The sequence below is a fragment of the Priestia sp. SRI_019 genome, assembly GCF_057586255.1.
This window is the reverse complement of record NZ_JBYCZN010000006.1, coordinates 60059-82990: the sequence shown is the minus strand read 5'-3', so window position 1 is coordinate 82990 and position 22932 is coordinate 60059. Positions and strand designations below refer to the sequence as shown.

29 protein-coding genes and 1 riboswitch are annotated in these 22932 nt (G+C 38.3%); of the genes, 12 read left to right on the top strand and 17 right to left on the bottom strand.

Annotated features, from left to right (window positions below):
- Positions 1–27 precede the first annotated feature (27 nt).
- The 3 genes from AC2YJL_RS24000 to AC2YJL_RS23990 all read left to right on the top strand — a co-directional run bounded on the left by AC2YJL_RS24000 (position 28) and on the right by AC2YJL_RS23990 (position 2418).
- Positions 28–237, top strand: a complete 210-nt coding sequence (locus AC2YJL_RS24000; RefSeq protein WP_013055294.1) for a YheE family protein — start codon at positions 28–30, stop codon at positions 235–237.
- 29 nt (positions 238–266) lie between these two features.
- A complete protein-coding gene (locus AC2YJL_RS23995) occupies positions 267–1169 on the top strand; it encodes a PucR family transcriptional regulator (RefSeq protein ID WP_195695453.1) in 903 nt (300 codons plus the stop codon).
- Between the two features lie 139 nt (positions 1170–1308).
- A complete protein-coding gene (locus tag AC2YJL_RS23990) occupies positions 1309–2418 on the top strand; it encodes an ABC transporter ATP-binding protein (protein ID WP_016762961.1) in 1110 nt (369 codons plus the stop codon).
- 24 nt (positions 2419–2442) lie between these two features.
- Here AC2YJL_RS23990 and AC2YJL_RS23985 read toward each other — a convergent pair whose 3' ends face one another.
- Positions 2443–2607, bottom strand: coding sequence for a hypothetical protein (locus tag AC2YJL_RS23985; protein WP_308201975.1), 165 nt, complete (start codon positions 2605–2607; stop codon positions 2443–2445).
- A 371-nt stretch (positions 2608–2978) separates the two neighbouring features.
- Here AC2YJL_RS23985 and AC2YJL_RS23980 point away from each other — a divergent pair, with 371 nt between their 5' ends.
- Complete coding sequence (locus AC2YJL_RS23980) at positions 2979–3197, top strand: alpha/beta-type small acid-soluble spore protein (RefSeq protein WP_013055290.1); 219 nt, start codon at positions 2979–2981, stop codon at positions 3195–3197.
- A 65-nt stretch (positions 3198–3262) separates the two neighbouring features.
- Here the strand turns inward: AC2YJL_RS23980 and AC2YJL_RS23975 are convergent, their stop codons facing one another.
- Entirely contained in the window at positions 3263–4528 is a 1266-nt protein-coding gene (locus AC2YJL_RS23975) for a hemolysin family protein (RefSeq protein WP_369361675.1), read from the bottom strand.
- 184 nt (positions 4529–4712) lie between these two features.
- On the opposite strand from AC2YJL_RS23975, the gene AC2YJL_RS23970 reads away from it, so the two are divergent.
- Positions 4713–5333 carry an NAD(P)-dependent oxidoreductase gene (locus AC2YJL_RS23970; RefSeq protein WP_013081655.1) on the top strand — a complete coding sequence of 207 codons (621 nt, stop codon included), beginning with the start codon at positions 4713–4715 and terminating at the stop codon, positions 5331–5333.
- Between the two features lie 38 nt (positions 5334–5371).
- Here the strand turns inward: AC2YJL_RS23970 and AC2YJL_RS23965 are convergent, their stop codons facing one another.
- Positions 5372–5569, bottom strand: coding sequence for a hypothetical protein (locus AC2YJL_RS23965; RefSeq protein WP_016762958.1), 198 nt, complete (start codon positions 5567–5569; stop codon positions 5372–5374).
- Between the two features lie 181 nt (positions 5570–5750).
- Here AC2YJL_RS23965 and gpmA point away from each other — a divergent pair, with 181 nt between their 5' ends.
- Positions 5751–6476 (top strand): 2,3-diphosphoglycerate-dependent phosphoglycerate mutase, encoded by a 726-nt coding sequence (gene gpmA / locus AC2YJL_RS23960; RefSeq protein ID WP_195695456.1) that lies wholly within the window; start codon positions 5751–5753, stop codon positions 6474–6476.
- Positions 6477–6506: 30 nt separating this feature from the next.
- Here the strand turns inward: gpmA and thiD are convergent, their stop codons facing one another.
- The 9 genes from thiD to AC2YJL_RS23915 all read right to left on the bottom strand — a co-directional run bounded on the left by thiD (position 6507) and on the right by AC2YJL_RS23915 (position 12514).
- Complete coding sequence (gene thiD, locus AC2YJL_RS23955; protein ID WP_251569048.1) at positions 6507–7316, bottom strand: bifunctional hydroxymethylpyrimidine kinase/phosphomethylpyrimidine kinase; 810 nt, start codon at positions 7314–7316, stop codon at positions 6507–6509.
- A gap of 22 nt (positions 7317–7338) precedes the next feature.
- The gene (locus AC2YJL_RS23950; protein WP_050689454.1) at positions 7339–8358 is read right to left on the bottom strand and encodes a thiazole biosynthesis adenylyltransferase ThiF; all 1020 of its coding nucleotides are present in this window, start codon (positions 8356–8358) and stop codon (positions 7339–7341) included.
- The gene (locus tag AC2YJL_RS23945; RefSeq protein ID WP_230931746.1) at positions 8355–9122 is read right to left on the bottom strand and encodes a thiazole synthase; all 768 of its coding nucleotides are present in this window, start codon (positions 9120–9122) and stop codon (positions 8355–8357) included. Before AC2YJL_RS23945 ends, AC2YJL_RS23950 begins: the two co-directional genes overlap by 4 nt.
- Before the next feature lie 5 nt (positions 9123–9127).
- On the bottom strand, positions 9128–9331 hold the full coding sequence (gene thiS, locus AC2YJL_RS23940) for a sulfur carrier protein ThiS (RefSeq protein WP_050689453.1): 204 nt from the start codon (positions 9329–9331) through the stop codon (positions 9128–9130).
- Entirely contained in the window at positions 9328–10455 is a 1128-nt protein-coding gene (thiO, locus tag AC2YJL_RS23935; RefSeq protein WP_050689452.1) for a glycine oxidase ThiO, read from the bottom strand. Before thiO ends, thiS begins: the two co-directional genes overlap by 4 nt.
- The gene (locus AC2YJL_RS23930; RefSeq protein WP_195697128.1) at positions 10439–11062 is read right to left on the bottom strand and encodes a thiamine phosphate synthase; all 624 of its coding nucleotides are present in this window, start codon (positions 11060–11062) and stop codon (positions 10439–10441) included. The genes thiO and AC2YJL_RS23930 overlap by 17 nt, the downstream gene beginning before the upstream one ends.
- 122 nt (positions 11063–11184) lie before the next feature.
- A riboswitch (TPP riboswitch) is annotated at positions 11185–11286 on the bottom strand.
- A gap of 158 nt (positions 11287–11444) precedes the next feature.
- Positions 11445–11660, bottom strand: coding sequence for a hypothetical protein (locus AC2YJL_RS23925; RefSeq protein ID WP_013055279.1), 216 nt, complete (start codon positions 11658–11660; stop codon positions 11445–11447).
- 47 nt (positions 11661–11707) lie between these two features.
- A complete protein-coding gene (crcB, locus tag AC2YJL_RS23920) occupies positions 11708–12097 on the bottom strand; it encodes a fluoride efflux transporter CrcB (protein ID WP_050689450.1) in 390 nt (129 codons plus the stop codon).
- A complete protein-coding gene (locus AC2YJL_RS23915) occupies positions 12098–12514 on the bottom strand; it encodes a fluoride efflux transporter FluC (RefSeq protein ID WP_230931743.1) in 417 nt (138 codons plus the stop codon). It lies immediately after the preceding gene.
- A 323-nt stretch (positions 12515–12837) separates the two neighbouring features.
- Between AC2YJL_RS23915 and AC2YJL_RS23910 the strand changes: the two genes are divergently transcribed.
- From AC2YJL_RS23910 to AC2YJL_RS23900, 3 genes are read left to right on the top strand one after another with little or no spacing between them, the layout of a single operon-like run.
- Positions 12838–13659 carry an amino acid ABC transporter substrate-binding protein gene (locus tag AC2YJL_RS23910; protein ID WP_013081647.1) on the top strand — a complete coding sequence of 274 codons (822 nt, stop codon included), beginning with the start codon at positions 12838–12840 and terminating at the stop codon, positions 13657–13659.
- Positions 13643–14347 (top strand): amino acid ABC transporter permease, encoded by a 705-nt coding sequence (locus tag AC2YJL_RS23905; RefSeq protein ID WP_016762949.1) that lies wholly within the window; start codon positions 13643–13645, stop codon positions 14345–14347. The genes AC2YJL_RS23910 and AC2YJL_RS23905 overlap by 17 nt, the downstream gene beginning before the upstream one ends.
- Positions 14348–14377: 30 nt before the next feature.
- Positions 14378–15112 (top strand): amino acid ABC transporter ATP-binding protein, encoded by a 735-nt coding sequence (locus tag AC2YJL_RS23900; RefSeq protein ID WP_050689448.1) that lies wholly within the window; start codon positions 14378–14380, stop codon positions 15110–15112.
- 34 nt (positions 15113–15146) lie between these two features.
- On the opposite strand, the gene AC2YJL_RS23895 is transcribed toward AC2YJL_RS23900, so the two are convergent.
- Positions 15147–16091, bottom strand: a complete 945-nt coding sequence (locus tag AC2YJL_RS23895) for a nucleoside hydrolase (protein ID WP_050689447.1) — start codon at positions 16089–16091, stop codon at positions 15147–15149.
- Positions 16092–16270: 179 nt separating this feature from the next.
- Between AC2YJL_RS23895 and AC2YJL_RS23890 the strand changes: the two genes are divergently transcribed.
- Complete coding sequence (locus tag AC2YJL_RS23890; protein WP_251569049.1) at positions 16271–17266, top strand: NADPH:quinone oxidoreductase family protein; 996 nt, start codon at positions 16271–16273, stop codon at positions 17264–17266.
- 52 nt (positions 17267–17318) lie between these two features.
- Here the strand turns inward: AC2YJL_RS23890 and AC2YJL_RS23885 are convergent, their stop codons facing one another.
- The 3 genes from AC2YJL_RS23885 to AC2YJL_RS23875 all read right to left on the bottom strand — a co-directional run bounded on the left by AC2YJL_RS23885 (position 17319) and on the right by AC2YJL_RS23875 (position 19679).
- The gene (locus AC2YJL_RS23885) at positions 17319–17750 is read right to left on the bottom strand and encodes an Rrf2 family transcriptional regulator (protein WP_195695462.1); all 432 of its coding nucleotides are present in this window, start codon (positions 17748–17750) and stop codon (positions 17319–17321) included.
- Positions 17751–17816: 66 nt separating this feature from the next.
- Positions 17817–18146: an antibiotic biosynthesis monooxygenase family protein gene (locus AC2YJL_RS23880; protein WP_195695463.1), complete on the bottom strand. Its 330-nt coding sequence runs from the start codon at positions 18144–18146 to the stop codon at positions 17817–17819.
- A 123-nt stretch (positions 18147–18269) separates the two neighbouring features.
- Positions 18270–19679 carry a SpoVR family protein gene (locus AC2YJL_RS23875; protein ID WP_014461707.1) on the bottom strand — a complete coding sequence of 470 codons (1410 nt, stop codon included), beginning with the start codon at positions 19677–19679 and terminating at the stop codon, positions 18270–18272.
- Between the two features lie 321 nt (positions 19680–20000).
- Here AC2YJL_RS23875 and AC2YJL_RS23870 point away from each other — a divergent pair, with 321 nt between their 5' ends.
- Together AC2YJL_RS23870 and AC2YJL_RS23865 are read left to right on the top strand one after the other, a co-directional pair.
- Entirely contained in the window at positions 20001–20252 is a 252-nt protein-coding gene (locus AC2YJL_RS23870) for a YhdB family protein (protein ID WP_013055267.1), read from the top strand.
- Between the two features lie 210 nt (positions 20253–20462).
- A complete protein-coding gene (locus tag AC2YJL_RS23865) occupies positions 20463–21074 on the top strand; it encodes a biotin transporter BioY (RefSeq protein WP_028410248.1) in 612 nt (203 codons plus the stop codon).
- Positions 21075–21108: 34 nt separating this feature from the next.
- Here the strand turns inward: AC2YJL_RS23865 and AC2YJL_RS23860 are convergent, their stop codons facing one another.
- Positions 21109–22863, bottom strand: coding sequence for a phospho-sugar mutase (locus tag AC2YJL_RS23860; RefSeq protein ID WP_028410247.1), 1755 nt, complete (start codon positions 22861–22863; stop codon positions 21109–21111).
- Positions 22864–22932: the final 69 nt, after the last annotated feature.

The following is a 22932-nucleotide window of genomic DNA, read 5'->3' as shown; positions in this document are numbered from 1 at the left end:
AACTAATTGAGAAAGGAGATTTTCTTTATGGTTTCACACTTTCAGGTTAAACCACTGTATCAAAATAATCGAATGCCGGGCTGGCACATCTCGTTTTATATGAATCGGGTTTATTATGAGGCTGATTATTTAAAAGATGGACAAATTGTATGGAAAACTGCGCTTTCTAATCAAATAGATGAAACACAATTAATTGATTATATTCATGAGCTTATGCTTTTTCATGTTTATGAATAGTAAGCTTTCACCGAAGGGAACGAGCACAGATGAAACAGCTGCACACACTATTTGGGGATAAAATGATTAAGGCTAAAATCCCTTCTCAATTTGAGCGTTACAAATGGTTTTCATGTGATGAAGGCTTCATTGGAATTGAACACACGGCTTTATCTCAAAAAGAGCAGGCGTTACTTTCTGCTTTTTTAACCCCTTATGATGAGAAAGTTTCTTTACTGACGCCAGAGCAATTGTATTGGTCAGACCTGTTATTTGAAGCACCTGAAAAAGTCATTCACTCTCATCATACGCACCATTCTTTTCGCTTCACCCAGTTTTTAATTAAACGTTTGTTTGAACAAAAAATAGAGTTTGAAAATGCGCTTCACGCCTTGTATTCTACCTCGATTACTGTGTTGTGGATTGATAAACAATCAGGTATCGTTATCGAAACCTTTAATGATCCTAATGACTTAACTGAAAATTTATCAGATTCTATCGAGGTGCTATGTCATGATTTTGAAACTTCGATTCAGTTCTTTGAGGGACAAATTCACTTTTTTCCGTCTTCACCGCGATTAATTTTTGAGCGTGAAAAGAGATGGTTTTATCAAATTAAGCATACAGTCGAACAAAACCATGTTATCCATTTTGCCGACGTTTTACCCCATTTGGTTCTGCAAGAGTCTTCAGAGGCAATTCAAAACCATATGATACATTTACTTGACTTAGTAAAAGATGATGGAGATCTTTTAGAAACGATTAAAGTTTATTTAGAATGTAATTTAAACGTATCTCTTGCTGCTAAGAAATTGTACATGCATCGTAACAGCTTGCAGTATAGAATTGAGAAATTTATTGATCGCACACACCTTGATATCAAACACTTCACAGGAGCTGTGTCTGCTTACTTAGCCATTCTTGCTTTAAAAAATTTGCAAGATGGAGAATAAAATGAAAGGGTTTTCGTTAATAATGCACGAAAACTCTTTCTTTTTTTTGTGCATGTTTGCCATTTACCGTTTCATTAAAAAAAATTACACTAGAGTTAAGAAAACGGTTTCACAGAGTACATACAAGGGGGAAATGGAAATGGCTGAATTACGTTTAGAACATATTTATAAAATGTATGATAAAGATGTGACGGCGGTAAAAGATTTTAACCTTCACATTCAAGATAAAGAATTTATTGTATTTGTTGGGCCTTCAGGCTGCGGGAAATCGACAACGCTTCGTATGGTTGCAGGGCTAGAAGAAATTTCCAAAGGTGATTTTTATATTGACAGCAAGCGTGTAAATGACGTTGCTCCAAAAGATCGCGATATTGCAATGGTATTCCAAAACTACGCATTGTATCCGCATATGAGCGTATATGACAACATGGCTTTCGGCTTAAAACTTCGTAAATTACCAAAAGATGAAATCGAACGCCGCGTAAAAGATGCCGCTCGTATTTTAGGACTTGAGCAATACTTAGAGCGTAAGCCAAAAGCATTATCCGGCGGACAGCGTCAGCGTGTAGCTCTAGGTCGTGCAATCGTTCGTGATGCTAAGGTCTTCTTAATGGACGAACCTTTATCAAACTTAGACGCGAAATTACGTGTGCAAATGCGTTCTGAAATTGCGAAGCTTCACCAGCGTTTGGGTACAACGACAATTTACGTAACACATGACCAAACCGAAGCAATGACAATGGCTTCTCGTCTGGTTGTTATGAAAGACGGGATTATCCAGCAGGTTGGTACACCAAAAGAAGTATATGAAAAACCTGAAAATGTATTTGTAGGCGGGTTTATTGGTTCTCCTGCTATGAACTTCTTAACCGGAACGTTAAAAGACGGAAAGGTTCAAGTAGGCGATTCTCTTCTTGCAGTTCCGGAAGGTAAAATGAAAATACTTCGCGAGCAAGGATATTTAAACAAACAAATTATTTTAGGCATCCGTCCTGAAGATTTCCATGATGAGCCTGTATTTATTGAATCTTCACCTGGCACAAAAGTTACAATCAAAGTCGATGTATCCGAGTTAATGGGAGCTGAAACCATGCTTTATTCTAAACTTGGCGGACAAGATTTTGTAGCACGCGTAGATTCAAGAACAGATATTAAACCGCTTCAGTCTCTGGACTTAGCATTAGATATGAACAAAGCGCATTTCTTTGATGCAGAATCTGAACAGCGCATCCGTGCTGAGCAGGAATAAAAAAAGACCCCTAGGGGTCTTTTTTTATTCCTGTATTTGCTTGAATTCTTCACTGTGACAAGTAGAGCAGTAAAAGAGATGAATACATTGGTGATTTGCTAAGTCACTAGGATACCCATTTTCTACTTTTAACTGATCGATTTCCATGTAAGCACTGTAATCATCAAAATAATCGCTGACTTTGCCCATATCCCCCAGCACTCCTCCACATGTTTTGCACGTCATTTGTACATCACTAAACCCATTACATAAGGAACAAATCGACATCCGCACACCTCGCTTTACCTGATCAATATATACCTATAATATGCACGGAATAAAACTCTCTTACTCTTTATCAAACTCCACACAAAAATTTCTATAAATTACCAACAAATTTCTATGTATATGTTTTTTTTCCTTTCGCCATAATACTAGTAACAACCGAGCACAACAGCTCGCAAGCATTGAGTTACGCCGCGGTAGGCAAGCAGATCTAATCGATGCATCTGCTCGGCTGGTTCAACTCCAGCTAACTCAACCATTACAATCTATTTTATCTAACGAGGAGATGAATACACATGGCAAATTATCAAAACGCATCAAACAGAAATTCATCAAACAAGTTAGTAGCGCCTGGTGCTCAAGCTGCTATCGATCAAATGAAGTTCGAAATCGCTAGTGAGTTTGGTGTAAACTTAGGACCAGATGCAACAGCTCGTGCGAACGGATCTGTTGGTGGCGAAATCACAAAACGTTTAGTACAATTAGCTGAGCAAAACCTAGGCGGCAAGTACTAATATTAACTAATTTCATATTATGGCTTTAGCGCTCCAAGATTTCTTGGAGCGCTTTCTAATTTCTTTTAATCAACTTCCTCATTCTTATTCGCAAATGATTTTACGGAAACTTTGCGAATACGTCGATTTTCTACTTCCTTAATGGTAAACAATATCTCTTCATATGAGAAAAAGTCTCCTTTAGCAGGAATATGATCAAACTGCTCATATATCCATCCCCCTAAGGTATGACACGTACTGTCAGGAGAACTAACCGCTATATAGGTTAAAAATTCATCAATAGGGATGTCGGCGTTAAATTCGTACTCTTTTTCCCCTATCTGGTGTACATACTTAACAGCTTCATCATGTTCATCCCAAATCTCTCCTACAATTTCTTCTAATATATCCTCTAAGGTCACAAGACCGGCCGTTCCCCCAAACTCATCAACTACAATTGCCATGTGAACCTTACTTTTTTGGAGCTCTGGCAATAGAACAGATATTTTCATGGATTCTACTACAAAAATAGGTTGTCTCAACAAATCACGAATAGAAATCTCTTTTCTTTGGACTAAACAGGTTAAAAATTCTCTTTCTGATAAAATGCCAATAATATTATCAATATGATCTTCGTATACAGGGACTCTTGAATATCTCTCTTCAAGAAACATTTGACAAACCGAATCAATATCGGCATTTACGTCAACTGCTGTGACATCTATTCTAGGTTTTAAAATTTGCCCCACCACAATGTCATTAAAATTGATTGAACGATGAACTAGCTCTTTTTCAATATTATTAATCGTTCCTTCTTCTTCGCTTAAATCTACCATCACTTTAATTTCATCTTCTGTAATCGTTGGTGTAGGAGCAGACGCTAACAAGTGAGAAGTTCCTTTTTTCACTTGTAAAAATAAGAAGGAAATCGGGGTTAACAATTTAATAATAATAAATAACAAGGAAGAAATCATCAGCGCAAAAGATTCGGCATGCTCTTTAGCTAACGATTTTGGCAAGACTTCACCAAAAATCAAAATGATGATGGTCATAACGATGATACTAATCACAAGTGCTAGGTTTCCTTTAAACATATCGAGGGCAATTTTAGCTGCCAAAGAGGACGCAGCAATGTTTACGACAATATTTCCTACTAAAATTGTCGATAGCGTCTGCTCAAAGTGTTCAGCAATATGCAGCGCTTTTTTACTTCCCCGATATTTTTTCTCAGCGTAATGTTTTAAACGAATTTTATTTACGCTTGAAAAGGCTGTCTCAGCAGATGAAAAGAAAGCTGATAACATAAGCAAAACGACTAATATCATCATTTGATTCAGAGGCAAGTCTCCCAAAAGACATTCACTCTCCTATTTTTTTATTTTTCTGTCTTTTTATCATATCAAATTTTTTTGTTGGTGAATATTTCATTCATAAACTTTGTATTACTTTATGCTACGCATGCTTTTTATTATGAATAAGTATACAGATTGTATATCCTAAAGAATAGATACTATCTTTTATAGAGGGGTGTAGCCAATGAAAATTTTACTATTAGGCTCTACAGGGCGAGTTGGACAGTCTTTATTAAAAATGATGCTAAAAGATGAAAACGACGTTACTGTACTTGTTAGAGACCGCAATAAGCTACAGGTTAGTCATCCAAACCTACATATCTTACAAGGCGATGTACTTCATCAAGAAAATATCAACTTTGCCCTCAAGCACCAAGATATCGTAGTCAGCGCGTTAAATACAGATGGTGCAGAGACGATTTCAAAAAGTATGCCGCTTATTATAAACAGCATGAAGTATTACGGCGTTCATCGTATTCTTACTATTGGAACTGCAGGCATCTTACAATCACGAACAGAACCAGAAAAGTATCGTTTTCAATCAAATGAATCAAAGCGTAAAACGACGAGAGCAGCAGAAGATCATTTAAAAGGATACTTACACTTGAAGGAAAGTGATCTAAACTGGACGGTTATATGCCCAACATACTTGCCTGAGGGTGAAATAACAGGCACATACCGAGTGGAAAAAGATATTTTACCAGCTGATGCCGTTAAAATTTCAACGGGAGATACGGCTCACTTTACCTACCATGAGATATGGGCTCAAAAGTTTTCCAAATGCCGCGTTGGAATTGCTTATTGAAAAATCAGGAGAACTTTTCGTTTTCAAAACGAGAAGTTCTACATCCAGAAAATACCGATTATAGCTAATCCACCTAGAACAAAACCTCCTATTTGACCAACGAGAGCCGGTGTCAAAACAGGCTTTCCTTTTTCTTTCTCTAATGTGCTAATATCAAGCTTCATCTGATACATTTCTTCTTTTAAATCTTCAATCTGGCCGTGCAGCGCTTGAATCTGACGTTCTTGGTCACTCATTCACTATCTTCCCTTCCCTTTTTTATTTTTATCATATGCGTAAAAAAGTTAAAGCTTTACTTTTCGGCATCACTTTTTCTAAATGATAAAAACTCCTTTCCCCGGCTTTAGGATAAAAAACTCTTTCCTTCTCATAATAAAAAAGAATAGAGTCCTTAGTCACTGTTGAAAGGAGAACACGATGATAAAACTTGTGTTGATTCGGCACGGACAAAGCGTGTGGAATCTTGAAAATAAATTTACAGGCTGGACGGATGTAGATCTTTCTAAAAATGGATTGCAAGAAGCGCGAGAAGCTGGAAAAGTGCTAAAGAAAAACGAATATACTTTTGATATTGCCTATACTTCTGTTTTAAAACGATCCATTCGCACTCTGTGGATTGTCTTACATCAAATGGACTTCATGTGGATTCCCGTATATAAATCTTGGAGGCTGAATGAACGGCACTACGGGGCTCTTCAAGGTTTGAACAAAGAAGAAACCGCAAAAAAATTTGGAGAAGAGCAAGTGCATTTGTGGAGAAGGTCGATGAACGAACGCCCTCCTGCTTTAGAGACAACAGATATTCGCTATGAAGCTTCCAACCCTAAGTATAAGGAATTAGCTAAGGGACAATTTCCTGTAACGGAAAACTTAGCTGATACAGAAAAGCGGGTTCTAGAATACTGGGACGAAACTATTGCTCCTTCTATTAAAGCTGGCAAAAAGGTTATTATTTCCGCTCACGGTAATACGATTAGGGCTCTGATGCAGTACTTGGATAACATTTCCCCTGATGGCATTGCGAACTTGAATGTTCCTACAAGCGTGCCGCTTGTTTATGAGCTTGATGATAATTTAAAGCCCCTTAGACATTATTATTTAGGCATCGATGGAGAGATTCCTACCCATATTCCTTCTTCATAAAAAACGTGCCTAGATTGTAGGCACGTTTTTTTATATGTTTGAACGAAAGTATTTTCCATACGCCCAGTGATTAGTAGGACCGTGCCCGGAACCAATTTCAAGCGTGTGCTTAATCGCATAGTGAACAAAATCGGAAGCGATTTGAACTGCTTCAACCACGCTTTTGCCTTTCGCTAGTTCAGCTGTGACGCAAGCAGCAAACGTGCATCCCGTTCCATGTGTATGCTTTGTATTCATCTTTTCATGCGTGATTTCAACGTACGTATGACCATCATACACTATATCAATCATATCTTGATGAGATTGATCATGTCCGCCTTTAATTACCACGTGCTTTACACCTAGCTCATGAATCTGTTTTGCCGCTTCTTTTCGGTCTTCGATCGTGTGAATTTCTTTACCCGTGATGACTTCCGCCTCCGGTATGTTCGGCGTAATGACTTCACAAAGAGGCAATAATTCTTTTAGAGCCTGTACGGCTTCTCTTTGAAGAAGAGACTGACCGCCTTTTGCAATCATAACGGGATCAACTACAACATTTTGCAGTCCGTACTGTTTGATTTTACGAGCCACTGCGTAAATAATATCAGCACTGAACAACATACCTGTCTTCACTGCATTAGGAAATAAGTCAGTGGCAATTGAATCTAACTGCGTTTCAACTGCTTCTACTTCTAAAGGATAAACTCCTTGAACGCCAACTGTATTTTGTGCAGTCACAGCTGTAATAACAGACATGCCAAAAACGTCACGCTCTTGAAATGTTTTTAAATCAGCTTGAATGCCTGCTCCTCCACCGCTGTCTGATCCAGCAATGGTTAATGCTTTTTGTACTGTCATGCTTGAAACCTCCATCTCTTTCTTACCCAATATACCGATGATAAAGTGACTTTGCTTCTACTATATCATTTGTTCCATGGACAAAGACGCGCCCATCTTGAAACATAACTAAACGGTAATCATCTACATAAAAAGAAAGCAGATACGGATTTTGTTCAATTTTATATCCTTTTTCTTTTAATCGTTCACCTAAAGACTGCAGCGGCTGCTTAGCTGATTTGCCCGGACGGATTTGTACCGTGTTTCTTCCGCATAGCACAGCTGTTTTCGTTTGATTTTCATATTGTAAAAAGGGATAGGTTTGTTCACTGCCGCATGAGCGGCAAGCAGATTTGCGAAACACGTTCACATTGATGCTCGTATACTCATTTTTCCATACGTCAAACGAAACAAGTTCCCTCCTGAGCGCATTCCAGTCTCCGACTAATATTTTTAACACTTCTGTTACTTGATGAGCGACTACCATTTGTACAGCAGGACTAATAATCCCCACTGTATCACATGTTAACCCTCCAAGCGGTACAGATTCAAGCAAACAGGATAAACACGGTGTTTCACTTGGTATGATCGTATAACTAATTCCATAACTTCCTACACAAGCTCCGTAAATCCAAGGAATATCATATTTTTGTGATAAATCATTCATTACAAGGCGTGTGTCAAAATTATCGGTCGCATCAATCATAACATCTACCCCCTCAACAAGCTGTTCTAAAACTTGAGGGGTACCGTCTGCTACGTGCGCTTCTATTTTTACATCATGATTAATATCGTGAAGCCTTTTTTTAGCAGCAATTGCTTTTGGAATTCTTTTATCAGCATCTTTTTCACTATATAATTGCTGACGCTGAAGGTTGCTCCACTCTACATAGTCCCGGTCAATGAGCGTTATTTTCTTTACCCCCGCTCGCGCAAGGGCCTCGGCGTTCCCTGTTCCAAGAGCACCTGCTCCTACAATCAGAACATGCTTTTCTTGAATTAGCTGCTGTCCGCCTTTTCCAATAGGTTGAAACAGTTCTTGGCGGGAATAACGATTAATCAACCGATACTCATCCCTTCTGTTGGACTGCTTGCCGTTGCATATTGTTTCTTTTCAATACGTCCTGCTTCAAATGCTGCTCTTCCTGCCTCAATCGCTAGCTTCATAGCACGAGCCATTTTCACAGGATCTTTTGCTCCTGAAACAGCTGTATTTAATAACACACCATCTGCTCCTAGCTCCATAGCTTGAGCTGCGTCTGAAGCCGTTCCAATACCTGCATCTACAATTACTGGAACAGTTGATTGTTCAATGATAAAACGCATGTTCAACGGATTAATAATACCTTGACCTGAACCGATAGGCGAAGCTCCTGGCATAATGGCATGTACGCCTAACTCCTCTAAACGACGCGAAAGTAAAACATCATCTGATGTGTAAGGTAAAACGGTAAAGCCCTCTTTTAACAGTTCTTCACTAGCTTTTAATGTTTCAACTGGATCAGGAAGCAGCGTCTTATCACATCCAATTACTTCTACTTTCACCATATCACAAAGTCCAGAAGCCTTTGCTAATTTAGCAATACGTACGGCCTCTTCTGCATTTTTTGCTCCAGCAGTGTTAGGCAAAAGAGTGAAACGCTTCACATCAAGCGCTTCTAGTAAATTAGGCTGATTTTGATCAAAAATATCCATTCGTCTAACAGCAAATGTTAAAATTTCTGTTTCCGACTCTTCTACCGCTTGACGCTGAGTCATAAAGTCCGGAAATTTCCCTGTTCCTAATAATAAACGTGAATTAAATGTATATTGTCCAATTTTTAACATACTCTTCATCCTCCTCCTACAAATGAAACGACTTCTAACGCATCTCCATCTTTTAAACTTGCATCACTATGTTCTTCTTTTTGTAAAATATTCTTGTTTAGCTCAACAATTACCACTCGTTCATGCAGGTTCTGAGCCTGCAACAAGTGCTGAACCGTTTCAATTTCCTCTCCAACAGTAACGGTCTTACCATTAATGATTAGATTCAATGAACTCCCTCCATTACTCTAGTTAGCTGAAATGATGTAAAAAATGAATGATTCGGCTTTTTCCCTAACAAAGCATCAGCCATAATTTTTCCAGTTGCAGCACTTAATAAAATACCGTTTCGGTAGTGGCCAAACGCCATGTGTAGATTCACTATTTCAGGATGCTCTCCTAAATAAGGCCAGCCATCATTTGTTTGTGGACGAAGACCTGCCCATGCTTTTTCAAATGTGGCTTCTTTAATAGCCGGCAGAAGCGCAGAAGCTTTATTCAGCAAAAATTGAATACCTTGTGCAGAAACCGTCTTGGTAAAATCATGCTGTAGCTTAGTTGCCCCTATTACGATTCTTCCACCAGTCTTTGGCACTAAGTAAAAACCTTCATCTAAAAATATCGTTTTAGAAAGCAAAGGCTTATGACTTTGCAAAGCAATACACTCCCCTTTTACAGGAAACACCTGACCTAAATGTTCAGAAGAAATAAAGCGTTTAGCCCATGAGCCTGCTGCAATAACTACTTTTTCTCCATAAAAAGATCCTTTGGACGTCTGTACACCTTTTACTGTTTCATTTTCCATAATAAGAGAATGAACGTCACAGTATTCGAATATATCTGTTCCGTGATACAAGGCTCCATGAGCAAGAGCTTGCGTTAACTTAGCCGGAGCTAGCTGGCCGTCCCCCGGTATTGTAATGGCTCCGTATATGTCTGGAGAGAGCCCGGGTTCTAACAAACGCGCTTCTTTTACATCAATCCATTTTACATGTTCATCCCACCTGTGGTGCTGAGCGGCTTTTTTCTTTAATACGTGTGCATCTTCTTCTGTTACAGCGACTTTTAATAAGCCTTTTTGAATGAGCTCTACGTCGATGGCCGTTTTTTCTTTTAGTTCCTTCACCAGCTCAGGAAACATGCTTCTGCTCTTAATAGCAAGGTCTAAAAGAGGACCTTCTTCATCAATTTCAGCTTGAGCACCTAAAATACCAGCGGCTGCACTTGAAGCTTCACAACCAATTTGATTGCGCTCAAGAATGGCTACTGATGCTCCTTGTTTTGACAAATGATAAGCGATAGAAGAGCTAATTATGCCTCCTCCGACTAACAGTACATCATAATGCTGCTTCATTTTCTCCACCTCCAGATGTCCATATATGAGAATATTGTTTAATCGCTTTAAGGGGATCTTGCGCAAGCATGACACTAGACATCACAGCTATACCATGTGCTCCTGTTTGCAGTACCTCTTTGGCATTTCCAGGTGTAATCCCACCAATCGCAATAACTGGTATCTCCACAGCGTCTACTACTTCTTTTAGCGCTGCTATCCCTCGACTTTTTAATCCTTTTTTTGAATGAGTTGAATAAATATGTCCGTATAGAATATAATGAGCGCCATCTTTTTCAGCTTCTAGAGCTTCTTCCACAGAGTGAACTGATTTTCCCACAATAAGAGAAGGAAATGCGTCTCTAACACACGAAACATCTAAACTATGATAGGCAAGCTGTACGCCTTTTGCTTTTAAAGCATGCGCTACATCAACTCGGTCATTTACAATAATTTTAGAGCGACAAAATGGCAGGCTTTCTAGCAAACATTGAATCTGCTTTGCCGTTTTCTTTTTTTCTCTAATATGAATGACACCCACAAAAGGCTCAATAGCCGTTAAAATGTCCCGAACCTCTTTAACTGGCTGCTTATCTGTTGTAATGACATGAAATTTAGGAATATCCATATGATCGAAACCTTTCCATTCAGAATAAAGAGAAATTTCAATCACTTCATCTTGTGTAGAGGGCTTGATTACATACAAAAAAACCACTCTACAACGTAGAGTGGTTAGCATGTATCGTTATGTAAACATGATCGCCACTTCCCTACGCTGGTACAAACCAGATCAGGTTCAAAGGGTCCGAAATACATTCGTCTCAGCTTCAAAAAGCTCCCCTAGTGATTGCTATTTATTGATTTTGTTTTTGCACTTAAAATTATAACACAACTAGATGTAAATACAATATCTCTTTATGCTCTTACGGCTCTCTTCCTTTTATAGATGTATCTTTTAAGCTTCTTTACTAAGAGGCCCGGCGCACCGCATCATTCTGCTTTTTATATAGTTAGTAATCGGTATAGTCGTCAAATTCTTCTTTGTCTTTTTCCTTTTTCCGATCCCATATAAACAGCAGGAGTAACATAATAAAAGTTAGAATATAAAAACCGTAAAAAATAAATGCCGCCACAACATTTATAAATAAAAATAAAAAACCGATGATCTGACCTGCAACAGCTACAATCAACAAAATGTATTTCCAAACTTCTGCTTTTCTATCCATTCTCTACTTCTCCGTCTTTTTGTTTTTCCCTACTAGAAACGTTCTCTTTACTTAAATAAAAACGTTCCTGCCATTAAACCGACTGTAAATAAACCAACTGTTCCAAATGCTGAAATCCCCACGTAAGCCAACATTTTCCGATAAGATTTTTCTCGAATTAACTGTACGGTTTCCACACTAAACGTTGAAAAAGTGGTAAAGGCACCAAAAAAACCAATGCCAATCATTAAAAATATTGAATCATCATAAGCATGACTCGGAACCTTTCCATAATAACTACCGTAAAAAAGACCAAGGCCAAACGCACCGAGCAAGTTTACAAACAGCATTGATACTGGAAAAGGAGGGTTTGAAACTGCTTTTGTAACTTTTAAACCCAAAAGATAACGGCATATTCCTCCAGCTGCTCCACCAAGTGCCAAGCTCACTATGCTCATTTACTTCACCTCATGTACTTTCACTAAATTTTCCCCTGCCGCTTCACCGCATAGATAGCCTGCTAAAGCAAGAAGGATTCCACCTACTAAAGAGACAATGACATAAATGGCTCCCCCAAATAAATGGTGCTGAGTGAGAGAAATGACGTCTCCTGCAAACGTTGAATACGTTGTAAAACCGCCGCACACGCCAACTCCTAGTCCAAGCTTTATCCATTCTTTTGGCTTTTTCCACACAAAAAATCCTGTTAATAGGCCTAGTATGAAGCTTCCTAATAGGTTTTCGATTACCGTTCCTATTGGATAGCCCGTATATAATAAGGAAAGATTCAGCAAATAACGTGCATATGTACCAGCGATAGCGCCAAAGGCAATTGAGATTAAGTTTATGGCTTTCATCATATCGCTCCGTTTCATAAATTCTTCTTTAAGTGTACCATAAGGAATTTATTTCTACCTTAACATTTAACTATATGTTTATTGCACCAAAAGTCATGAAAAAATGAAAGAGAAAATCGTCGCATGAAACTTCCTTTTTACTCCTCAAATATCCCTTAAAAATCCACTTAATCCAAATTTTAAAATCTTTCTGTATCCTTATGACAAACCGTGTATAGAAGGTATATTTCCCTTATTTTAAGTCACATTAATCGTATAAGTTTTTTTTGTTGACTTTTGCTGTGTTCTTGTTTAGTATCACAGAGTATCATTTCCTATCAGAATACTAGGGGGTTTAGAAAATGAAGAAATTTGCTGCACTTTTGTCGCTACTATTAGCTTTCACAGTTGTGCTTGCCGCATGCGGTTCTAGCTCAAAAAATGAAGCAAACAATGGAGACAATAAATCTTCACAAGAAGATTTATATAATAAAGTGAAAAAAGATGGCGTATTAACAATTGGAACTGAAGGTACATACCCTCCGTTCACTTTTCATGATGACAAACAAAAGCTAACTGGGTTTGATGTAGAATTGGCTCAAGAAGTAGCTAAACGTCTTGGCGTAAAAGCTGAGTTCAAAGAAACACAGTGGGATGGCATGTTTGCTGGATTAGATGCTAAACGATTTGACATGATTGCTAATGAAGTTGGTATTCGTGAAGATCGTCAAAAAAAATACGATTTCTCTGATCCATACATCCAGTCAGGCGCTGTATTAATTGTTCGTAAAGACGAAAAAGATATCAAATCATTTAAAGATTTAAAAGGAAAAAAATCAGCGCAGTCATTAACAAGTAACTATAAAGACATGGCTCAATCTTATGGTGCAAACATTACGAGTGCTGAAGGTTTTGCTCAAGCAGTAGAACTAATGAGCGCAAACCGTGTTGATGCTACAATCAATGATAAATTATCGTTCCTTGACTATAAGAAAAAGCACCCTAACGCACCTATCAAAATCGCGGATGAAAAATCCGATGGTGCTGCAAGCGGCTTTATGTTTAGAAAAGACAGCGGTAAGTTAGTGGATGAAGTAAACAAAGCATTGAAAGATATGAAAAAAGACGGAACATACGCAAAAATTTCTAAGAAATGGTTTGGCGAAGATGTTTCTCCTAAATAATATTTTTCCTGATGGAGAGCGATTGAATCAATTGATTTCAATCGCTCAATCATCTCTTTTACCAATGCTAAAGGGAGCTATTCAATATTCTATTCCACTAACATTAATCACGTTTGTACTCGGTATCATTTTAGCTGTCTTAACAGCCTTGGCTCGTTTATCATCTATAAAAGTTTTAAATATAATTGCGCGCATCTATGTATCGATTATTCGAGGTACACCGCTGCTTGTGCAATTATTTATTATTTTCTACGGCTTACCCAATTTAGATATAACAATTGACCCATTTATCTCTGCTGTTATTGGATTTTCATTAAGTGTAGGTGCGTATGCATCTGAAATTATCCGAGCAGCGATTCAATCTATTCCTAAAGGACAGTGGGAAGCTGGTTACTCACTTGGTATGACCTATTCCCAAGCGTTAAGACGGATTATTTTACCGCAAGCAGCACGTGTATCGATTCCGCCATTATCTAACTCTTTTATTAGCCTTATTAAAGATACGTCACTTGCATCGCTTATTCTTGTTTCTGAGATGTTCCGTAAAGCTCAAGAAATTGCTTCGACTAACTATGAATTTTTACTTCTTTATAGTGAAGCAGCGCTCTTGTACTGGATTATGTGTACAATCTTATCCATTATCCAAGGACGCATTGAAATAAGACTAGATCGTTACGTATCTAAATAACCGTTTCGAGTAGCTAAAGGAGTTTTTTATATGATTAATATCAAAAATTTGCATAAATCATTCGGTGATTTGCAAGTATTAAAAGGGATTGATTTAGAAGTTGAACAGGGCAAGGTAATTGTATTAATCGGTCCTTCTGGATCGGGTAAAACTACTTTTTTACGTTGCTTAAATCTGTTAGAAATCCCAACAGACGGCACGATTGAACTTGATAAAAAAAGCATGAATTTTACCAAGCCTGTTCGTAAAAAAGACATTACTTCATTTCGAAGTCTAACAGGTATGGTCTTTCAAAACTATAACTTGTTTCCTCATAAAAATGCTCTTGAAAATGTTATGGAAGGTCCTGTAATTGTAAAAGGTGTTTCCGCTCAAGAAGCAGAAAAAAGAGGGAAAGAATTATTGACACGAGTTGGCTTAGGAGACAAGCTCGACTTTTATCCTTTCCAGCTGTCTGGCGGACAACAACAGCGTGTTGGCATCGCCAGAGCAATGGCGATGGATCCAAAAGTTATGCTGTTTGATGAGCCTACTTCAGCTCTTGATCCTGAGCTTGTAGGAGACGTTCTTCAAGCGATGAAAGACTTGGCAAAAGAAGGAATGACGATGGTGGTGGTAACTCACGAAATGCGCTTTGCCCGTGAAGTAGCGGATGAAGTTATTTTTATGGATCAAGGTGTCATTATGGAAAGAGGGACACCGGATCAAATATTTTCAAATCCTCAGCAAGAGCGGACACGTCAATTCTTGAATATGATTCATTAAAAAGGTTGCACACTTTCATGTGCAACCTTTTTCTTTATTTGACTACTGCTTTTTTCATTAAATCGGTAATGTACGTAAAGAATGCTTCAGCTGTGACGTCATATACGACATCTACAGGTCGTCCCTCTTCGGAAATTTCTGTTCTTCCTTGGCTCGGTGTTTCTGTATGCACAATACTCGAAACGGTTTTTACCTTCACAAGTGTTGAATTCCCTGTAAATGCTGTTGTGAGTACATCCCACAAATAATATGTTGAATTGGTTTCAACGTGTACAAGCGGCGGGCAAGCCGCGTAGCACTGCCCTACAAAGTCTACTCCTTCATATCTTCGAAGTGAAGCCCACATTTGACGAATAGCGGGCGTTAAGGGAACTTGATTCGTGCTTTCTAAAGCAACCATCTCAATTTTAATTTTGCTTTCCCATACTTTCGCTACTGCTTCTGGATCCCAAAAAGCATTCCACTCCGCCGTTCCATCGTGTTCGGGCTCTTGCACGTTTCCTACTTCTTGAAATGTACCGCCCATCCATACTAACTTGTCAATTTTCTCTTCTATTTCCGGCGCTTTTTCCAATGCTCTTGCTAAATCTGTTAACGGTCCTGTAAACAATAAAGTTGTTTTCCCGGCTGTGTGCTGCAATGTCTCGATTAAATGATCATGAGCAGGGAGCTGACTTATTTTTGTTTGTACTTCCCCTTTTTCATTTAAAATCGGTAGTGCATCCACATAAAACGTATGCATGCGCCATTCTTTTGGAAATGGATTCATGCCGCGTGAAGTAGATTTGGCTACCTCGATATCATAACTTCCAAAACGATCAATAATCTTTTGGCTTGCGCTGATACCTGGCTCTAGATATCCGTCAGCGGGAATGACAGATACTCCCGTTACTTTTACATCATCCATTTGCAGCAGTAAAAAAAGCGATACTAAATCATCGATGCCTGCATCGTGGTTAAAATATACATTTGTACTCATTTCTCTTCTCCTCTTTTCTATGTATTGCTAACTAATAGCTATACCGCTATTTTACAATGAAATAATCCCTTTCGTAATCAAAGTATTAGGAACTTCTTTTACTATTTTCTATAATGGGTATAGAAATAAGGTAATCTATGTATAGATGTATACATCTCATTATAGAAAGGAGAAATAAAATGGAGCAATCATTTTCAGCATTAATCGTAGATAAAAAAAGTGAACACCAAGTGGAGGCGTCCGTCCAAGAACTGACGCTAAACGATTTGCCAGAAGGCGATGTACTTATTCGCGTTCATTATTCAGGGGTGAATTATAAAGATAGCTTAGCCAGCATCGCAAACGGAAATATTGTGACAAGCTACCCATTTGTCCCAGGAATCGACCTAGCAGGCGTCGTTGTATCTTCTGACAGCCCTGATTTTAAAGAAGGTGATCGTGTCATTGCAACAAGCTATGACATTGGCGTATCACACTTTGGAGGCTATAGTGAGTATGCGCGCATACGCAGCGAATGGATTGTCCCTCTTCCTCAAAATCTAACGTTAAAAGAAGCAATGATTATCGGAACAGCTGGCTTTACAGCTGCTTTATCTGTGCATCGCTTAGAGGAAAACCATACTAGTCCATCTAATGGCTCTGTGCTTGTAACAGGCGCTACGGGAGGTGTAGGAAGCTTTGCGGTTGCCATTCTTTCAAAATTAGGCTACACAGTGGAAGCAAGTACGGGAAAAAGCTCGGAAGCAGCTTATTTGAAAGAGCTTGGCGCTTCCTCTATTGTAGCGCGTGAAGACGTTTATAACGGTAAATTAAAAGCATTAGGCAAGGAAAAATGGGCCGCTGCGGTGGATCCTGTGGGCGGAGAGCCTCTAGCTTCTGTTCTCAGTCAAATTCAGTACGGAGGCTCTGTAGCTGTCAGCGGGCTAACGGCTGGAGGCAAAGTGCCAACAACCGTCTTTCCCTTCATTTTAAGAGGGATTAATTTATTAGGTATCGATTCTGTTTACTGTCCAATGCCTACTCGAAAAGAGATTTGGAATAGACTCGCTAATGACTTTAAGCCTGAGAGCTTAGAACCTTTCATTCAGCAGGAAATTTCACTACAACAGCTCCCTAAGGTACTTCCGACTTTATTAAAAGGACAAGCTCGAGGACGAACAATTGTGAAGCTATAAAAAAACGGAGAAACCTAGGTTTCTCCGTTTTTTCACGAACAGAAGCATGTTATTATGCATCTATTTTTGCTATTAAATCCGTCACTAATTCTTTCATGGTCACATCAGCTAAGACTTGTTCCATGGCATCTTGAGAATGTTTTAAAATCAATTCAAGAACACTTTGAATATTGGCTCCTACAGGACACTCCACATTCGGATTTTCATGCATTTGAAACAATTCTCCTTCTTCCACTGCCGCCACCGCTCGATAAACGTCTAACAACGTTATCTCTTCTAAATCTTTCAATAGATAAGCTCCGCCAGCTCCGGCTTTTACACCCACGAGTCCAGCTTTCTTTAACATCCCAATTACTCGTCTTATAACAACAGGATTTGTATTTACACTGCTAGCAATCCACTCTGAAGTACTAGGATGACTGCTATCTACTTTAATTAAAGATAGTATGTGAACGGCCACGGTGAATCGACTGCTAATTTTCATTGCTCTCACTCCTATTTTGTTGTAATCATTATAGTTACAACATTTAGGAAAGTCAAGCATGCTTTTTTAGGAAAGAATGTCCTCTTCTACCGCCTCATAAAAACGCAGCGTTTTCTTGATTTCCATAGCTTCAGAAAATACTTTCGTTTTCTTTTTATTCGCTTCTTTATGTTCGTTCACATGTTCTTCTCTTGAGATCCACGCTTGAAAGAACTGCTTATCTTCCCACTTGGATACAAAGACATATTCAACTTTATCTGCGGAATCTTTTTTCCAGCATTCGAACGATAAATTTCCTTTGGCTGCCTCAATTTCTGTTTTGTTTTTCTTAGCTTTTTGCTTGAGCTGTTCTTCAAATTTCTTTTCTGTTTCAAAACTTGCGTTTACAACAAACATCTTATCTTCCTTTCTAAATGAAAGTAATTCTCATTGAATTATCGCATACTCATTTTATTTTTTCAATTTATATGGATAAGTTACAGAAACCCAAAAAGACCGCTGTTTAAGCGGTCTTCTCTTTTACAAATGCTTTCTATGCACTGTTTTTCCATCATACGTAAAGGCAATAGGTTTGCCTTCCATCATCGTTTCTAAATGAACGGGGCGGCCCCAAAGCTGATGAACATAAGGTACCACTTTTTCTAAGTATTTGACATCTAATTCAATTCCTTCATACCAGTGTTTTAAATAGAGCTCTCCATTTTTTAAATAGTCTCCATTGGTTACTGTGATGTAAGGAAATCCGCCGTTTACGCGCATATTAACAAGCTGATCTCTAACTTCTGTCCATTCTTTATCGACAATTTTGTAATCTTTCCCTTGCTTTTGGAATAAGTACATATCCTCCCGCATGACTAAATCTTTTGTTAAGTAATTGCGGATAAAGGAAATATCTGATTCAACTTCACGTACCTCAAACATCTTCTCTCTTCCTGATCCGGGCTCGACGCCCCGGCGAATCATATCTTCTGTTGGATTATTGTAGCGTTCTTCAATGTCTTCAAAGATTTTTAATCCTAAATAATATGGATTAATTCCCGTCTTAGACGGCTGCACAACCCCTGCATTTAGCTTGGCGAATTCTATCGCTTCATCACTCGTTAAGTCCATTTCTCGAATAATGCGCTGATGCCAGAAAGAAGCCCAGCCTTCATTCATAATTTTTGTTTCAAGCTGCGGCCAGAAATAAAGCATTTCTTCTCGCATCATCGTTAAAATATCCCGCTGCCAGTCCTCTAAATAAGGACTGTATTCTTCGATAAATAATAAGATGTCTTTTTCAGGCTGAGGCGGAAATTTTTTAAAAGATTTTGGAGGTTTTGGTTTTTTCTTTTCTTTATAATCCAAATTCCATAAATCATCGTAAGGAGAAATGATTTCTTCTTCCGATGATTCTACATCATCTATGCTCCAAGAAAGCTTGGCACGCATAAGGGACGGATCAATATGTTCCTGAATCGATAGGACAGCATCTAAAAACTTTTCTACTTCACGCTTACCGTGCTTTACTTCGTATTCTTTAATTCGATCAGCGGTCGCTGCCATACTTTCTACCATATCCCGTTTAGTGTTAGCAAAACGGCTGTTATTTTTAAAGAAGTCACAGTGGGCTAACACGTGAGCTACAATTAATTTATTTTGAATAAGCGCATTGGAATCCAATAAAAATGCATAACAAGGATCTGAATTGATAACTAATTCATAAATTTTACTCAATCCCAGATCGTAGTGTAATTTCATTTTGTAAAATTGTTTTCCAAAGCTCCAATGTGAAAAACGAGTTGGCATCCCATATGCACCAAACGTATAAATAATATCTGCCGGGCAAATTTCATAGCGCATCGGATAAAAATCTAAGCCGAAACCGCTAGCTATTTCCGTAATTTCATCAATCGCACGGTATAATTGCTTATAATCTGCTTCTTTCACGACAGCTCCCCCTTTCACTCCTTACTTCAATCTATGTACAAACATGTCAATTCATGTGTTTTCATCAAAAAGAAGCTTTATTTTTTCAAGAAAAGGGGATTTTTATTTAGTTGTCTTAAATAATGGATGTAATATACCTATTATGCTGCATCATTCTTTGCTCTTCTTATCATTTATCCGGTGCTGTACGTTTATTCTTCTTGCATAATGACTACAACCTCTTTTAATTATGCACTGGTCTTTTGCCCAACATTTACAGCGTAAGAATTCCCGCAAATATCATACACTAATTTCAACTCCTCAAAAGGAGGAACGTTATTAATGGATGTAATTGATTATGATCGAGCTTTATATTACACACACCGTTCACAATGGGATAACTTATTAATTTTAATGGTTCGAACAGACGACGATTTTCTTTCAAAAAAGATTGAACATTTTTTGCACGCCTACAATTTTGAACGAAACTACCGCATCATTCAAGAAGAGCTTTATTCTTTACTACGCTACATTGATCATGCAACGGAATATTCGGAGCACAACCCGGAGCTTCTGGAAGAATCATTGTACTAGTATTTTTGATACACACACTTGGACAAAGAAGGGATGAATTCCCTTCTTTATTTTTTTATGTTGCACTAAAAATATGCATACTTTATTTCAAAAAACCTTACATAATATATGTAAACACATTTATTTTTATCGTTGACATAAAAGTGAATTCGACGTACAATCTTCAGTACATACGCTAAGATATTTCAGTACATACTGGGAGGAACATATATGAGTACTAATAAAAGGTTTCGCACATTAGATTTAACGCTAGCCGGTATGTTTGCGGCTCTGATGGCTATTGGTGCAAACATTACTTCTTGGGCACCTTTTTTACAAGTAGGCGGCGTGCCTCTTTCACTTCAGCCTTTTTTTGTTATATTAGCAGGACTTTTACTTGGGAGCCGAATGGGTTCTATTTCGATGATTGTATACGTATTAATTGGCATTGCCGGCGCCCCGGTATTTGCTCAATTTAAAGCAGGAATTGGTATTTTATTTGGAAGCACCGGCGGCTTTTTGCTTTCTTATATCGTAGCAGCATTTATCACAGGAAAAATTATGGAAATGCGCGGGAAGCCAACTTTTTCTATCTTTTTAATTTCATCGCTAGTTGGTATTGCGGTTATTTATTTAATTGGTACTACGTATATGTATGCAGCAGTTAATTACTGGCTTGAAGCTCCTGCAATGACATATGCAGCCGCTTGGAAGATTATGTCGTGGTTTGCGGTAAAGGATCTTATTTTTACTGTTCTTGGGGCTATGCTTGCTCCGAAAATTTATAAAGCCCTACGATCTTCTTCGTACTTGTCAAATACGCAATCAAACAAAGTATCATAAAAGAAGCCTGCTCAAGTTTGAGCAGGCTTTACTTTTATACCGTTTTCACTTTATCCAATACACGTTCTACTTCACCCATTACAGCTGTTTGTACAGCTTCTAAATGAGCAATGCTTGTTGCTTCATCTTCTGACACGACGCCAAAATAGAACTTCACCTTTGGCTCTGTACCAGACGGACGAAGGCAGAACCAAGAACCGTCTTCTAAGATATATTTTAATACATTTGATTTTGGTAATGTAATTTCTTCTACTTTTCCTGCTTTAATATGCTGACGCTCACTTAATGTATAATCCTCTACAACCGAAACATTTAATCCTGCAATGTCAGTAGGAGGTTCATTTCTAAATGTAGCCAAAATATGCTGAATTTGCTCAGATCCTTCTTTTCCTTTAAGCGTTAAAGATTTCAGACCTTCACGATAGAAACCATATTTAGTAAACACTTGCTGAAGCGCTTCGTATAGTGTCATGCCCTGCTTTTTATAATAAGCACAAGCTTCTACTGCTAGAATGGCTGCTTGTACAGCGTCTTTGTCACGAGCAAAGTCACCAATTAAATAGCCATAGCTTTCTTCATAACCGAATTGGAATGTATACTCGCCCGTTTGCTCATATTGCTTAATTTTTTCACCGATAAATTTAAAACCTGTTAGAGTGTCAACAACTTGCAGTCCAAATGAACGAGCAATTTGTGCGCCGATTTCTGACGTTACAATCGTTTTTAACACAACGCCATTAGCAGGCAGCACGCCTTTTTCTTTCTTTTGAGAAAGCAAATAGTGAAGCAATAAAGCACCCGTTTGGTTTCCTGTTAATAACGCATATTCGCCGCTTGGATCTTTGACAGCAATTCCTAAACGGTCTGCATCTGGATCCGTTGCGATTAAGATATCTGCATCAATTTCTTTTCCTTTACGAACAGCATATTCAAATGCAGCAGGCTCTTCAGGATTCGGAGATTTAACCGTCGAGAAATTTGGATCAGGAAGTTCTTGTTCTTCAATAACCGTGACATTTTCGTAACCGATGGATTGAAGCGCGTTGCGAACTGGCTTATTAGCTGTACCATGCAGAGGTGTAAAAACCACTTTTAAGTCTTTACCTGTTTCAGAAGCTAGCTCTGGATTAATTAAAATCGTTTTTAGTTTCTCATTGTATGCTTCGTCAATCGCTGAACCAATCATTTCAATAAGACCTTTTTCTTTTAGCTCCGCTTCAGATTGAACAGCTAATGCAAGTTCATTTTCCACAGCATTTACAAAGCCAACTAGTTCATCAGCTTCTTTTGGCGGCAACTGACCACCGTCTGGACCATATACTTTGTATCCATTATATTCAGGAGGATTGTGGCTCGCTGTAATAACAATACCTCCAAATGCGTTTAACTCACGCACTGCAAATGAAAGTTCAGGTGTTGGTCTTAGCTCTTCAAATACATACGTTTTAATTCCGTGACTTGCTAATGTTTTTGCTGCTTCCATTGCAAATTCAGGGGATTTGTGGCGAGAATCATACGCTATGACTACTCCTTGGTTAATAGCTTCTTCGCCAGCTTGTTTAATGTACTCAGCAAAGCCTTCGGAAGCTTTTCGGATTGTATACGTATTCATACGGTTTGTACCCGCTCCAATTTCCCCACGCATTCCGCCTGTTCCAAATTCTAATGTTTTGTAAAAACTATCTTCTAATTGTTTTTCATCACCTTTGATTGCGTCTAAATTTTGACGTAATTCAGGATCTAAATTTGGATGATTAACCCAAGATGTATACGTTTCTTTCCAACTCATAAAAAAAAGCCCCCTTATATAAATGTAAATATGTATGAAAAGAGAAAAACGAGTAATCGTCTTTCTCTT

What these genes read in the sequence shown, in the direction of transcription:
- AC2YJL_RS23910 (WP_013081647.1), top strand. Translation starts at nt 12,838, where the DNA reads ATGAAGAAATTTGCTGCACTTTTGTCGCTACTATTAGCTTTCACAGTT.
- AC2YJL_RS23930 (WP_195697128.1), bottom strand. Translation starts at nt 11,062, where the DNA reads ATGGATATTCCTAAATTTCATGTCATTACAACAGATAAGCAGCCAGTT.
- AC2YJL_RS23980 (WP_013055290.1), top strand. Translation starts at nt 2,979, where the DNA reads ATGGCAAATTATCAAAACGCATCAAACAGAAATTCATCAAACAAGTTA.
- AC2YJL_RS23945 (WP_230931746.1), bottom strand. Translation starts at nt 9,122, where the DNA reads ATGTTAAAAATTGGACAATATACATTTAATTCACGTTTATTATTAGGA.
- AC2YJL_RS23885 (WP_195695462.1), bottom strand. Translation starts at nt 17,750, where the DNA reads ATGAAAATTAGCAGTCGATTCACCGTGGCCGTTCACATACTATCTTTA.
- AC2YJL_RS23970 (WP_013081655.1), top strand. Translation starts at nt 4,713, where the DNA reads ATGAAAATTTTACTATTAGGCTCTACAGGGCGAGTTGGACAGTCTTTA.
- thiD (WP_251569048.1), bottom strand. Translation starts at nt 7,316, where the DNA reads ATGACAGTACAAAAAGCATTAACCATTGCTGGATCAGACAGCGGTGGA.
- AC2YJL_RS23905 (WP_016762949.1), top strand. Translation starts at nt 13,643, where the DNA reads ATGTTTCTCCTAAATAATATTTTTCCTGATGGAGAGCGATTGAATCAA.
- AC2YJL_RS23915 (WP_230931743.1), bottom strand. Translation starts at nt 12,514, where the DNA reads ATGAAACGGAGCGATATGATGAAAGCCATAAACTTAATCTCAATTGCC.
- AC2YJL_RS23890 (WP_251569049.1), top strand. Translation starts at nt 16,271, where the DNA reads ATGGAGCAATCATTTTCAGCATTAATCGTAGATAAAAAAAGTGAACAC.
- AC2YJL_RS23995 (WP_195695453.1), top strand. Translation starts at nt 267, where the DNA reads ATGAAACAGCTGCACACACTATTTGGGGATAAAATGATTAAGGCTAAA.
- AC2YJL_RS23880 (WP_195695463.1), bottom strand. Translation starts at nt 18,146, where the DNA reads ATGTTTGTTGTAAACGCAAGTTTTGAAACAGAAAAGAAATTTGAAGAA.
- AC2YJL_RS23985 (WP_308201975.1), bottom strand. Translation starts at nt 2,607, where the DNA reads ATGGGCAAAGTCAGCGATTATTTTGATGATTACAGTGCTTACATGGAA.
- AC2YJL_RS23860 (WP_028410247.1), bottom strand. Translation starts at nt 22,863, where the DNA reads ATGAGTTGGAAAGAAACGTATACATCTTGGGTTAATCATCCAAATTTA.
- AC2YJL_RS23990 (WP_016762961.1), top strand. Translation starts at nt 1,309, where the DNA reads ATGGCTGAATTACGTTTAGAACATATTTATAAAATGTATGATAAAGAT.
- AC2YJL_RS23870 (WP_013055267.1), top strand. Translation starts at nt 20,001, where the DNA reads ATGGATGTAATTGATTATGATCGAGCTTTATATTACACACACCGTTCA.
- crcB (WP_050689450.1), bottom strand. Translation starts at nt 12,097, where the DNA reads ATGAGCATAGTGAGCTTGGCACTTGGTGGAGCAGCTGGAGGAATATGC.
- thiO (WP_050689452.1), bottom strand. Translation starts at nt 10,455, where the DNA reads ATGAAGCAGCATTATGATGTACTGTTAGTCGGAGGAGGCATAATTAGC.
- AC2YJL_RS23965 (WP_016762958.1), bottom strand. Translation starts at nt 5,569, where the DNA reads ATGAGTGACCAAGAACGTCAGATTCAAGCGCTGCACGGCCAGATTGAA.
- AC2YJL_RS23865 (WP_028410248.1), top strand. Translation starts at nt 20,463, where the DNA reads ATGAGTACTAATAAAAGGTTTCGCACATTAGATTTAACGCTAGCCGGT.
- AC2YJL_RS23895 (WP_050689447.1), bottom strand. Translation starts at nt 16,091, where the DNA reads ATGAGTACAAATGTATATTTTAACCACGATGCAGGCATCGATGATTTA.
- AC2YJL_RS23925 (WP_013055279.1), bottom strand. Translation starts at nt 11,660, where the DNA reads ATGGATAGAAAAGCAGAAGTTTGGAAATACATTTTGTTGATTGTAGCT.
- AC2YJL_RS24000 (WP_013055294.1), top strand. Translation starts at nt 28, where the DNA reads ATGGTTTCACACTTTCAGGTTAAACCACTGTATCAAAATAATCGAATG.
- gpmA (WP_195695456.1), top strand. Translation starts at nt 5,751, where the DNA reads ATGATAAAACTTGTGTTGATTCGGCACGGACAAAGCGTGTGGAATCTT.
- AC2YJL_RS23900 (WP_050689448.1), top strand. Translation starts at nt 14,378, where the DNA reads ATGATTAATATCAAAAATTTGCATAAATCATTCGGTGATTTGCAAGTA.